A 12,111-nucleotide genomic window follows, 5' to 3' on the forward strand; every position below is an offset into this window, starting at 1 on the left:
TTAAGCGATAGCTTCGGCGACCTTGCGCTCTAATTCTTCTTTAGCGCCCTTAACTTGGCCGACTCTGCTTTCTAATGTCAGGTTGTCACGATCCAGGTTGGTCTGAAGACGATTGAGCTGGCGAGTGACTTCCTCAGAATTCGAACCGCCGATTGTCTTCTTGGACATCGCGTTTCTTGTCGGATCAAGCGCTTCACGGATCAGGTCATCAGTAAGACTGGTCTTCTTACCCAGGAGAAGCTCGCAGATCGGATTGATGTCATCCACTGTGATTTCGTTGGCTAGCTTGTTATGTTCCTGCATGTAGCCGACCAACATGGCCACCACGCCATGAGCACTGCGGAAGGAAATACCGTCATGGCGAACGAGGTAGTTAGCCAATTCGGTAACTGTGCAATAGTTTTGGACTGCAGCTTGAAGCATCCTTTCTTTCTTGAGCGTTAATGTCTTGATCGTGACATTTAACAATGCCAAGTCAGCTTCAAATTCCTGCAAAGCGGTCCATACAAATCGCATAGCTTCTGTTGAAGAGTCTCTGCAGTGAGTGAACGGAATATTCTTCAGTGAACTGAAAACTGACACGAAGAAAGCTTCCATATGAGCGGCTTTGCCTTTGCAGCATTCCAGTGTCAGAGCATTCTTCTTCTGCGGCATGATGGAAGAGCACCCTGCAACAGAATCGTCGACTTCGACATAACCGTATTCAGGCGTGGACCACATGTAGAGGTCGTAAGCGAAGCGGGAAAGCGTGCAGGAAGCAACAGACATCGTGCCGATGATCTCAAGGCAGTAATCTCTGCTTGCCGTGCAGTCGATGGAGTTTTGCATGGGTTCGTCAAAACCGAGCAGGGCACTTGTTCTGTCTCGGTTGATCATGAAAGTGGTAGAACCCATGGAACCGCCCCCAAGAGGGCAAATGTTCAAGGCCTTCCAAGCATTTTGGATTCTTTCATAATCACGTTCCAGAGCATTTAGAACTCCGGCGCAATAATGACCGAAAGTAATCGGTTCTGACGGCTGAAGATGTGTGTAGCCGCTCATAACGGCATCAACATTTGCCTCTCCTAAATTTATAAGATTCTGGCGAAGCTCATTGAACATGCCGCACAGACGCAGATAGAAACCTCGGATGTCCATTCTTGCTTCTGTTGCAAAAAGGTCGTTTCTGGATCGGGCGGTATGCTGCTGGCCCCCGATCTCGGCGCCGGTTTGCTCAAGAAGATACTTCTCCAAGTTGAAGTACAGGTCTTCGACATTGGGATTGATTTCAAAGGTCGGATGACCTTCCATTGCAGAGATTTCCTGCGTGCACTCTAAGATCTTCTTTGCAACGTCGGTACTGATGATGCCTTCCTCGGCAAGCATTAAGACATGAGCTTTGTTGATATCGAGGATGGTTTGATAACTTCTTTCTAGGTCTGTTTTAATCGCCGGGTTGATAAGATATTTCACAACTTCCGGTGCGGGTGCTTTTTTGATTTTTCCGCGATGGTTCTCGTCCATAGTGGCTCCTTATGGTGGTTGGGATTTGGTCCTCTAATGATCCTATGGATGCCGTCGATTGTCTTCTCGGGAAGAGAACTTTTCAAAATTAGTTTTGAAAAATTCAAAATAAATATAAGCAAGCATGCCTGTAACATGGGATTTTTTGAGAATACGGGAGTGCCTAAAATGGCCGGAGTTATCTGAGGTTTCTTCTATGTCTCTTCCTTCATTGCCGTTCGGAATTTCTTCTTTTGGAAATATACGTCTGTCCGACAGAGTTTATGTGGACAAGACGGCTCAGATTTTTTCCATGGTTGATAAACATTCTCGAGTGTTGCTGACAAGACCACGACGATTCGGTAAATCTCTTCTTGTGTCCGTGCTCAACTCGCTCTTCCGCAGCGGTGACCAAGATTTTCAAGGCTTGAAGATCGAAAAGCTCTGGAAAGAACGAAAGCAGAATAAGGTTGTCCTGCTGGACTTTTCTGTGACTTGCTCTAGCCGGTTCGAGCGTTTTGAGTTGAATTTTGTTTTGCACCTCTTGAACTCCTTCAGCGAGCATGGCTTTCAATGCGATAGTTATTTGCTGCCTGATCTGCTGGAAAAGTTGTCGGAATGGTTAGAGGGCCAGGAGCCTGGTTCTCTGGTACTTCTTGTAGATGAGTACGAGGCGCCTTTGACGGCGACTTTGGAAGATCCAAAATTATTCAACCTAATTTTGAAAGATATCTCTGGGTTCTTTTCGGTGATTGGATCTCGAGATTCTGCTTTCCGCTTTGTGTTTATCACCGGAATTGTGAACTTCAAAAACACCGGTATGCTCTCTGAGCTTAAAGGCTTGGCAGATATTTCTTTGGATCCGGAGTACGGATCGATTGTTGGCTTTACCACTCAAGAACTAAAAGACTATTTTTCTGGTTATATAGAAAACGCCGCAAGACAACTTGGGGCGGAGCCGGAGGCTTTGCTGCAGCGTTTGACTGGATACTATGATGGATATTGTTTCGAAAAGACCGCAACCGTCAGAGTCATGAATCCATGGTCGGTCATGAGCTTCCTTATTTATCCTACTAGAGGCTTCCGCGATCATTGGTTTCAAACCGGCGGCCAGCCGTCAGTCCTAAAAGACCTATTTAGATCAGGAGCATTGAAAGACCCAAAGAATTTCGCTGCCGTTAAGACCATTCCATTTTCGCAGCTTGGCGGTCCCGCCATAGGAGAGAATTTCTCAGAAGTTGATCTTCTTACTCAGACTGGCTACCTGACTTTCAAATCTGTAGATGGAAACATCGCCATTGTTGACTATTCCACCGAAGAAGTTCGGCATGCGATGGCTGGTATGTACTTGCATCAGCTGGTAGGAAAAACTATTGAACAGGCCGGTGTGATGGACTTCGCTATTAGGCTTGTCAAGGATAATCCCGAGACTCTTGTACGAATATTCAATAGATTGCTGGAAAGTGTGGATTACGAAGCGTACTCGATCGAGGATGCAAAGAGTGTCCTTGCCGTCATTCAGATTGCGATGATTAATGTTCGGCTTTCGCCCGTTATTAAAGTGATTGCAAAAGGTGAAAGCGTTTTAGAAGTCCAAGCCGGAGAGAGGACTATTGTGTTAACACTCGAATATTGTCATCCGGATCAGGAAGCTGAACAGTTGCTGCAAGTTGCGGTAAGTCAATTGGATAAACCCTTTTCTGGAAAGCTGGGCGGAAGAATGGAGATTTTGAAGTTGGTTTTAGTGTTTTCCGAATCCGACAGACGAATTACAGTATGGTCCGTTGCTTAAACTCGAGCTATCCTTAGTTAGATCAAACGGAAAGAAGCGACCACCTCAGAAGTAATTGGCCGTAGAGAACTCTAACTGCTCCATGAAAATTTTCTTGAAAGAAGGAATCGAGTTCTGTTCATAAAAAAGCAATGTCGCGTAACGATAATCTTCCGGCTCAACGGTCCTGAACGAGATAGGACAGTATTTGTTTGGGAGCAGCAACGCATTGCAAATAATTCTTGCTGTTCTTTTGTTTCCGTCTTCGAAGGGCTGGATGTAGGCAATTAAGAGCAGAGCGATAAAGGCTTTTTCTAGAACGTTTCGTTTGGAGTTAATGAGATCACACAAATCTTGGAGAGCTTTTTGGATTTGATTCGCTTTGGCTAAAGGCTTGTAATTTGTTCCGGTAATTCCGACTCGCCCGGCCCGGATTTTGTTCGGTATTCCAAGTCCTTTCGTAAGAAAGCGGTGAATCTCAAGGATTTTTTGAACTGTTAATTCTCTAAAGTAATCAGGTTTGTTGAGGACGTAATCCAAAGCGGCTTGATGGTTTAGAAGCATGACGGCTTCTGCTTTTGTATTGCCCTTGGTGTGTTTTCCTTCTTTGAAAAGTGATTCGGTTTGAAGAAGTGTGTAGGTGTTGCCTTCAATTTGGGAGGATTTCCATGATAAATCAATGGCAAATCTCTCCTTTTCCTTCCGTCGGAGTATAGGCGAAAGTCCTTTCCGGCGTTCTTCGAATTCTCCTTGTCGTTCTGTGAGTCTTTCCATTTCCTCCTGGGAGAACAGATCATGATTAAGAAGCGTTTCAAACAACTCATGGTTAAAAGAGGTCAGTGCTTGACGGTCGTCTTGTTCTTTCCGGAAGTATTCCTCTGGAGTTATGGGATTAAACAGCCTTCCAACGCTTGTTATTTCATATTTTGCGGATCTGCCGGAACCACTCGCAACGATCCTGCCGTCCTTCGCAAGAGATGTAACTATTCGATGGACGGTTGTTTTGGAAAAGCCGGCGCCTAATTCCTCCGCTAGCTCTGAAAGACTTTTGGGGGAGTTTGAAAGAGAGGTTAGGATTTCTGATTCTTTTTCGCGGAGGGCAGACATTTTCGTTCCAAAACATGATGTTTTTCGTTCTATTTTAAGTAGGAATGGAACGATTAGTACATGGTTTTGGAACAATCGTAATAACTCCAAATACTGGGGAGAAATATTTTTAGAGCCGCAAATGCAGGAGAACTGTCTCGGGGTTCGATGTTAAAGTTACTTTTATCATGCTTTGGTAAAATTGACTAAATCAGATTTTTAGAATTAAGGGGAAGGGGATGGATGAGTTAAGTCTGCTGCCGCTTGGCACGTCTGATTTCGCAACGTTAAGGTTAAGGAATCAGATTTATGTCGACAAGTCAGCGCTTATATACAAAATAGCCATTCGCCCCGGGAAATTTTTTCTCGCGCGGCCCCGTAGATTTGGTAAATCACTATTGATCTCAACGTTTGAATCACTCTTCAAGTTTGGACTTAGAGACTTCAAAGGCTTGACCATTGAAAAGCTATGGAAAGAAACTGAGACCTACAACGTTGTTAGGTTGGATTTTTCGGAAATCAGACCTGATTTCGGTTTGGAGAAATTCAGGGATGATTTGCGAGACCGTTTAATAGACAATTTCGCCCCTTATGGTTTTAACTTTGACAAAACCGGAACTTCAATTTTTAGCCAATTATCTTCATGGTTAAAAAAACAGGCTCCCAACTCTCTAGTTATTCTTGTTGACGAATACGACGCACCACTGACTTCTTGTTTAAGTAATTTCGAATTGTTCGAAAAAGTCAGGAGCCTCCTTTCGGATTTTTATGCGATCCTAAAGTCCAACGACGGGGCACTGAGATTTGTCTTCATTACAGGGATTACTAAGTTCAACAAAACCAGAATTTTTTCTGCCCTTAATAATTTGTCAGACCTTTCCTTGGATGTGGAGTTCGGAGAGCTTTTAGGCTATACGAAAGAAGAAATCGAGAAATACTTCTCGCCGTACCTAGCCTGCGCTGCTCGAGCTTTAGATTTAACACGTTCTGAGCTCTTGGGGGCGTTAATGAGACATTATGATGGTTTCTGTTTTGAAAGAAGCGCCACAGAAAGAGTATTTGCCCCTTGGTCTCTTCTAAACTTCTTTGCATCCCCGAGAAACGGTCTCTTGGACTATTGGTTTGAAAGCGGCGGTAAGCCTTCAGTTCTGATGGAATATTTGAAATCCCATGCGATGAGAAGTCCTGAGGAATATGGCAGAGAAAAAACTATTTCTTTATCAACTCTATCAGGGAGTTCGGACGCCGACACTTTGTCTGACTTAGGTCTTCTCACTCAGACAGGTTATTTGACCATCAAAGCAGTGAAGTATGGAGATACTGTTTATTTAGATTATCCCAATCTTGAAGTAAAGAAGGCTATGGGCCAACTGTACGTTGAGCACCTCTTGACGGGTAGAAGCGCCGGACAAGTAGGAGCGGGTCCAATTGTCCAAGTTTTGTCAGAAGAATCAGCCGAGGCTCTTGTCCACATCCTTAATCGTCTTTTTGCAGCAATTGATTATCAGCGATATCCGGTAAGAGATGAAGCTTCAGTCAGAGCGTTTACTCAGGTGTATTTTGCAGGAGCCGGACTAGAGCCTAAAGTGGAGCACCATACTGCTCACGGACGCAGTGATTTGGAAGTTAAAGTTAACAACCGGCATTGGATCCTCGAATTTAAGGTTTCCCGCGACCAAGAAAATCCGGATCAAAAACTCGAAGAAGCTGTCGAGCAACTGAAGCTCAAAGGATATGGTGACGATTCTTCATCAGAAAATCTGATCAAAGTTGCTTTAGTTTTCTCACTTGAAGAACGAAAATTTATCCGTTGGAAAGAAGTTTAATCACCAAGGAAAACATCCTAACCATTCATAGAATCGGGCGGCCGCTTTTGGCTGTAATCGAAAAAGCGGCCTCTCTGCTTCTAAATTGAAATCGCCGAATTGTCTGTCCAAATCATTTTTGGCAAAATCCTCTTCTAATTTGATCAATCATAACTGTCGGTATTCTGATGAAATCAAGAAGCTTGCTTAGTAAGGCCGTTGTATCGAGCCTTTTGCTTTTTCAAGTCCTTTCAGTCTCGGCATCAGATCTAACTTCTGACATTCAAGAAGTCATTAAAGGCAAAAAAGCTCAAGTCGGCGTCGCGGTTCTTTACAAAGACGATGCCTTCACCGCGAATAACGATGATCAATATCCTTTAATGAGCGTCTTCAAATTCCATATTGCACTTGCTGTTCTAAAGAAAATGGAAAAGGAAGGCATCCCCTTAACTGCAGTTGTTACGCTAGGACCATCTGACATCGACACGAAGACTTGGAGTCCGATGTACAAAAAATACAAGTCTAAGAAAATCACTTTGTCCTATGGAGACTTAATCAACTATATGGTCTCTCAGAGCGACAACAATGCTTGTAACTGGCTGATTAATTTTGTGGGCGGAATTCAAAATGTGAATGACTTCATTAAGAACTTGGGTATCGATCGAATCCAGTTGATCGAAACCGAAAAGTCCATGGAGCAGGACATCAGAAAAAGCTACAACAATTGGTCAACGCCGTTGTCTGTAACTCAGCTCTTGAGAAAGGTCTACACAGAAAAGGTCCTTTCTGATGAGCATTTCGCTTTCTTAGAAAAGGCCATGCTTGCTTCGGCCTCGGGTAAAGACAAGTTCAGAGCCGGTTTGCCGAAAGAAGTGGAAGTTGGCCATAAGACCGGAATGTCATACAGAACACCGGAAGGCATCAGAATGTGCGATGCAGACGTGGGCGTTATTTATATGCCCGGAGGCGAGAAATGCTATTTGGCAGTTTTAGTTAAAGACTCAAAAGAAACCGATGCTGCAAATGCAAAGATCATGGCCGATATCGCCAAGAAGGTCTATTCGCATTACACTGAAAACGCAGGTAAAAATTCGGCTCCTGCTAAATGAGTCTCTCAACCTTAATCAGAAAGTTCGACGATTAGGGGAGGAGACGTCCAACGAAGTTCAATCACCTTTTTAACTTCGAATTCCCCCGGCCTCTAAAAGTCCTTCCATATCATCGGAACAGAGTTCAGCATGAGGAACTTCATTGATTTGCTTGCGAATCAAATAATGACGGTTAATGACAAGCTCAACTGTTTTAAGGCATTGAAGGCTCTTCGCACTCAGCTCTTTAAGTTTAAGGGATAGGAAAACAAACGAATTTGGCAGGTCGGTGTTAACACCTTCCTGCCAAAATTTTCCTTCCTAATGTAAGTCTAGATTTTCACATCAGCCTTCCCGGTGATTGCCGACTACTTCCAGGCAAGATTGTTCTTCCTATAAGTAGAAATACTTATTTGCTTAAAATTTTGGAGATGTGATCTAAAAAAATTGTCTGCTTGGTCGAGATTAAGGCAGTTAGTCTTCCAGTCTGATTCGACTTTGTCCTCGTTACTGGAATGAACGTAGTCCAAAGATCTCAACTGAAACAGTCCATAGACAGAATGAGCAGCAGGATGGCAGCAAGAAGCGCATAGTCAAAGTTATCACTTCTTCCGGCTATTTATTTCCGAAAGCAACAAACCGATAAGCGTTAATAGGATGCCTAACGCGGCGCGTGTAGAAATGGTTTCGTGTAGAACTACGACAGAACAGAGAACGGTGATGACGGGAACAAGGTAGATGTACACACTTGTCTTTACCGCTCCGAGAACTTTGACAGCAAAGTTCCACGTCACAAAACACATGGCGGATGCGCCAAGACCTAAGAACAAAAGATTAAAGAAGAAGACAGGTTCAAAAATCCTTTGCCAGTTCAGACATGACTCGAATAATAGTGCTGGGAGCATAAAGAGGATTCCGAATCCGAAAATCTTTCGTGTGACGAATATTGTCGGAAAGCCGAACTTTCCGATTTCTCTCATAAGGATTGAATACAAAGCCCAAACGGCAGCGGCAGATATGGCCAACAAATCTCCTTTTGGATTGACCGCCATCGTCCCTCCGGAAAAACTTAGCAAATAGATCCCGACAATCGCCAGGCAAAAACCGACGAAGAAAGCTGCTGAAGGTAATTTTTCTTTTAGCAGGACACACGAAAAAATGGCAGTAAAAAACGGCGAGACGGACATGATGACACCGACGCTGCTTGCCTGCGTGTAGGTAAGAGCGATGTTCTCCAGTAGGTAATAGAGACAAATTCCGAAAAAACCCGCCGAAGCCAAATAAACATTCTGTCTTTGTGTCAATTGGCAAGTACTTTTAGCGGACAGAAAATACAAAGCAGCGAAGCCGATGCAAAAACGAATGAGCAAAATTTGCACAGGCGTAAAACCTTGCAGAAGCACCTTGGTGGATACGAACGTCGTTCCCCAACAAAGGATCGTTAGGAAAGCCGCTAGATGAGCGGTTGTATTTGAGTTAGTCGGAGTCATTGGAAGAAGGCGCCTTCTTTAGAAAAACATTCTGGTAACTACCTGGCGTTAATCCTGTTAGCCGGTTAAATACGTTTGAGAAATGCGCTTGATCTGCAAAGCCGCTTTTTAGTGCCGCGCGTGATGGAGGTATGCCTTGTTTAAGAAAGGTTTGCGCTTCTTTGACCCGAATGCTCATGAGGTAGCTATGAGGCGTAAGACCTAACTGCTTGCTGAAAGAGCGGATTAAGGAGGACTTGCTGACAGAGACTCTTTGGCAAATGTCATCTAAGGTTATTGTCTCTGAAGCGTGTGACTCAAGGTATTCGCAAGCCTCCTTAATTTGAGAGGATCTGAGAGGCCGCGATTGCAAGGAGGTGTGGGCATACTTTCCGAATAACCTTGAGAAGAGGACATAGAACAACTCTTCTTTCCTGAGTTCATCGGAACGCTGCATGATGAGCCTGTGCAGTTCCAAGAAAGCATTGCCGGCGGATTCGTCAGAAAAAACCGTTGGTTTGAATTGCGGAAGACAACTCTCACCGGTTAGTTCCATTGAAATTTCTTCCATTCGCTTCTTAAGAATATTGAATCCCAGGTAATGCAGGAACGGTGCTCGAGACGTCGAGACACATTCATGGTTGTCACGAGGATTGAAAATTAAGAGATTGCCAGGAAAGACTTGAAGGTTAAGCCCGTTGCAAAGGAGCTCCCGCTCACCGGAAACTACGAAACCCAAGACGTAGTAGTCGTGGAAGTGCCTAGGGAAAGGCTGAGCATAGCCCTGGAGGCAGAATGCTTCCAACCCGAGCACTTCGTCATGTCTGATGGTTCGTGAGAAGGTTTCCATATAGTGGTTCTTTTGTTTTTTCTAACTATCTCAAAAACGGTGGCGGTAGGCTTGTAAAAAATTGCCATTTTTTAGGCGACAAGAAATCGTATCTTCTAAAACGAATGGAGAATGTTTTCAGAACATAATGTTTTGTATTCGAACGAAGAAAATTTTAGGGTGAAGTGATGCTTAGACGCCAGTTAATTCTTGGAATCTCTTCCGGTTTACTTGTCAGCCAAGGGGTTCGGGCGAAAACCGTTTCTGATTTGGTCGTTCCTAAAGAAAGAAAACTTCAGTTAAATGCAAAGCCTTATTATCAACTGATAGAAATTAAGGGTACAGCCTTTGAACGCGGAAAACGCTACGGATCATCGGCCTCCGGAGCGATTAAGAGAAATATTGACTTTTATTCCTCCGCGTTCGAAAAATCCGCGAATATTGATTGGCCGAAGGCACAGAAACTCGCCATGAAGTTTCTTCCTGTGATTGAGAAGTATTGCCCTTCATATGTTGAGGAAATGAAAGGCATTGCAGAGGGAGCGGGAAGAAGCTTTGAAGACATCCTGACTTTGAATTGCAGAAGCGAGGTGCTTTTTGCCAAGGCAGATGCTTGTTCCTGCATTATTATTCCGGAAGGACGAGGCAAGAACGGTCATGTCTTTATGGGACAAACTTGGGATTGGATGGCAAGTGCCAGACAAAATTCTGTGGTTCTTAAGGTCCATCAAGAAGGTGAGCCTAGCATTCTCATGATTTGTGAGGCAGGCATGGTCGGAGGAAAGGGACTGAATTCGGAAGGTATTTCTATTTGCCTTAATGCAACTTCGGTCGGAAAAGGGAAAATCGGCGTTCCGCTTCACCTAATGATGAGGAAAGTTCTGGATTCCAGTCTGGCAACAGAAGCAATTAAAGCGGTTTCTATGCTTCCGAGAGCCGGTTCCGGTGCTTTTAATATCGCGACTCGCAGCGGATTTGAGATGGTAATTGAATTCTCTCCTGATCAATTTGATGTCATCATGAGTCAGGGGGAACCTTTAATCCATACGAATCATTATCTTTCTCCTCTCATCGCACCTCAGGATAAAGCCAAAAGTTTTATTCCTTCGACGTTTACACGCTACAACACCATGGAAAAATGGTTAAAGAAACACGGCGGAAGGATCGGAGAGAAGGAGATATTCAAACTTTTAAGCAATCACGACAACTATCCGGAGTCGATTTGTTATCACGAAGATCCTCGAATCAGCGGAGAACGTTATTGTTCTGTTTATGCCATGGTGATGGACGTGACGGCCGGAAAACTTTGGGTAACTGACGGATATCCTTGTGAAGGAAAGGTTTCGGAGTATCGACTGTAACGCCTTTAAAAAATAATTGAGATTGAAAGGCAGTTGCGGTTAAGGCAACTGCCCAAAAGAAGGCGCTATTAAATGAACTTTTCCTCAACGAGCCATAGACTTCTTAAAACGTTTTAAAACATAAGGAGTTAAAAATGGCTTATTTAAAAAATATTGCTTCTTCTGAAGTTCTGAAATTAGCAGACCAAGTTCAATATGCAGCCGGACAAGTGGTAAGCAAGACTTTGGTTCAAAACAAAGGTGTTGGCATCACGTTATTTGCTTTCGCAAAAGGTGAGGGCATTAGTGAACACGAAAGCACCGGCGATGCATTTGTTACCTGCTTGGATGGTAAAGGCAAGATCATGATTGACGGTAAGCCTTATTTCTTAGAAAAAGGCGAGAGCATTGTCATGCCGGCTAATCATCCGCACGCCGTTTACGGTGAAGAAGATTTCAAGATGATGCTGGTGGTAGTTTTTCCGTCACTGTAAGGGATCGGAAGAAGCCGGATCCTCCCAGTTATACCGCAATTTTCTCTGGCTTTTTCAAAACACGAGGGCAGGTTCTTCGAATTTCCGTTGAGAAGAAGGGTGATTTTTTCTGTGGTAAACCAAGTTTCCAGTTTAGGAGGTGTCAGGTGGGGAATATTTAGTTTGTGTTTCCAATTCGAGTACACGAATAGAAGTGTGCAAACTCTTTAAGAGATATTCAAGGGGGAGCTTCAATGTCATGAATCATATGTTTTTATTCTCTAGTTTGTAAAGAGGATCGCTTGAGCTGGCTTTTAACCTAAGTTAATTTCGTTTTTTCTTTGCGTTGCCTATTGGTTTAGTTTCTTTTGATACGACTACGGTAGGTACAGATAGAGTTAACACATCCAACATCTCATTCCCAATTTTGAAGGAATCTAGCTAGAAATTATCGGGTGGTTGTCCTTTACCCATGTTGAATTTTTTACAAAATGAGCGCGAGTTTGGTAATTGTTCCATCTATTAGTGGGTAATTGATCCCAAATAATAGTAATTAATTCTTTCCTGTATAAATGATTACTCGTAATATAAGTAAGAGCAATAGAATTATTGTCAATAAATCAAATAGATAAAACTACCTACAAAATCACATTTTCAAGAATCGGGTACAAATTAGGACGATTAGTTGTAAGATAGGTTCTTTATTACTAAAAGCGTGATTTTTTCCTTGAGGGAAAGAAGTCAATGCAAAATAGGAGCCCGAGGAAT

9 protein-coding genes are annotated in these 12,111 nt (G+C 43.5%); 5 read left to right on the forward strand and 4 right to left on the reverse strand.

Annotation, left to right across the window (positions count from 1 at the left end; all coding sequences use genetic code 11):
• Positions 1–1,503: an argininosuccinate lyase gene (gene argH, locus HMPREF9439_RS03940; RefSeq protein WP_008863791.1), complete on the reverse strand. Its 1,503-nt coding sequence runs from the start codon at positions 1,501–1,503 to the stop codon at positions 1–3.
• Positions 1,504–1,699: 196 nt separating this feature from the next.
• On the opposite strand from argH, the gene HMPREF9439_RS03945 reads away from it, so the two are divergent.
• The gene (locus HMPREF9439_RS03945) at positions 1,700–3,274 is read left to right on the forward strand and encodes an AAA family ATPase (protein ID WP_040603390.1); all 1,575 of its coding nucleotides are present in this window, start codon (positions 1,700–1,702) and stop codon (positions 3,272–3,274) included.
• Between the two features lie 45 nt (positions 3,275–3,319).
• On the opposite strand, the gene HMPREF9439_RS03950 is transcribed toward HMPREF9439_RS03945, so the two are convergent.
• The gene (locus tag HMPREF9439_RS03950) at positions 3,320–4,435 is read right to left on the reverse strand and encodes a Fic family protein (RefSeq protein ID WP_155165840.1); all 1,116 of its coding nucleotides are present in this window, start codon (positions 4,433–4,435) and stop codon (positions 3,320–3,322) included.
• Between the two features lie 143 nt (positions 4,436–4,578).
• Between HMPREF9439_RS03950 and HMPREF9439_RS03955 the strand changes: the two genes are divergently transcribed.
• Together HMPREF9439_RS03955 and bla are read left to right on the forward strand one after the other, a co-directional pair.
• Positions 4,579–6,165 (forward strand): AAA family ATPase, encoded by a 1,587-nt coding sequence (locus HMPREF9439_RS03955; protein WP_008863795.1) that lies wholly within the window; start codon positions 4,579–4,581, stop codon positions 6,163–6,165.
• Positions 6,166–6,332: 167 nt separating this feature from the next.
• A complete protein-coding gene (gene bla / locus HMPREF9439_RS03960; protein ID WP_008863796.1) occupies positions 6,333–7,253 on the forward strand; it encodes a class A beta-lactamase in 921 nt (306 codons plus the stop codon).
• Positions 7,254–7,834: 581 nt separating this feature from the next.
• Here bla and HMPREF9439_RS03965 read toward each other — a convergent pair.
• Positions 7,835–8,722: a DMT family transporter gene (locus HMPREF9439_RS03965; RefSeq protein WP_008863797.1), complete on the reverse strand. Its 888-nt coding sequence runs from the start codon at positions 8,720–8,722 to the stop codon at positions 7,835–7,837.
• Positions 8,709–9,551, reverse strand: coding sequence for a helix-turn-helix domain-containing protein (locus HMPREF9439_RS03970; protein ID WP_008863798.1), 843 nt, complete (start codon positions 9,549–9,551; stop codon positions 8,709–8,711). Before HMPREF9439_RS03970 ends, HMPREF9439_RS03965 begins: the two co-directional genes overlap by 14 nt.
• Positions 9,552–9,718: 167 nt before the next feature.
• On the opposite strand from HMPREF9439_RS03970, the gene HMPREF9439_RS03975 reads away from it, so the two are divergent.
• Positions 9,719–10,891 carry a C45 family autoproteolytic acyltransferase/hydrolase gene (locus HMPREF9439_RS03975; RefSeq protein ID WP_008863799.1) on the forward strand — a complete coding sequence of 391 codons (1,173 nt, stop codon included), beginning with the start codon at positions 9,719–9,721 and terminating at the stop codon, positions 10,889–10,891.
• Positions 10,892–11,025: 134 nt separating this feature from the next.
• Positions 11,026–11,364 (forward strand): cupin domain-containing protein, encoded by a 339-nt coding sequence (locus HMPREF9439_RS03980; RefSeq protein ID WP_008863800.1) that lies wholly within the window; start codon positions 11,026–11,028, stop codon positions 11,362–11,364.
• Positions 11,365–12,111: the final 747 nt, after the last annotated feature.

Origin of the sequence: Parasutterella excrementihominis YIT 11859 (assembly GCF_000205025.1) — a bacterium.
GTDB lineage: Bacteria > Pseudomonadota > Gammaproteobacteria > Burkholderiales > Burkholderiaceae_F > Parasutterella > Parasutterella excrementihominis.

Excerpts from the sequence above, each read along its gene's own strand:
- HMPREF9439_RS03965 (WP_008863797.1), bottom strand. The coding sequence starts at position 8,722 with ATGACTCCGACTAACTCAAATACAACCGCTCATCTAGCGGCTTTCCTA.
- argH (WP_008863791.1), bottom strand. The coding sequence starts at position 1,503 with ATGGACGAGAACCATCGCGGAAAAATCAAAAAAGCACCCGCACCGGAA.
- HMPREF9439_RS03955 (WP_008863795.1), top strand. The coding sequence starts at position 4,579 with ATGGATGAGTTAAGTCTGCTGCCGCTTGGCACGTCTGATTTCGCAACG.
- HMPREF9439_RS03980 (WP_008863800.1), top strand. The coding sequence starts at position 11,026 with ATGGCTTATTTAAAAAATATTGCTTCTTCTGAAGTTCTGAAATTAGCA.
- HMPREF9439_RS03970 (WP_008863798.1), bottom strand. The coding sequence starts at position 9,551 with ATGGAAACCTTCTCACGAACCATCAGACATGACGAAGTGCTCGGGTTG.
- bla (WP_008863796.1), top strand. The coding sequence starts at position 6,333 with ATGAAATCAAGAAGCTTGCTTAGTAAGGCCGTTGTATCGAGCCTTTTG.
- HMPREF9439_RS03945 (WP_040603390.1), top strand. The coding sequence starts at position 1,700 with ATGTCTCTTCCTTCATTGCCGTTCGGAATTTCTTCTTTTGGAAATATA.
- HMPREF9439_RS03975 (WP_008863799.1), top strand. The coding sequence starts at position 9,719 with ATGCTTAGACGCCAGTTAATTCTTGGAATCTCTTCCGGTTTACTTGTC.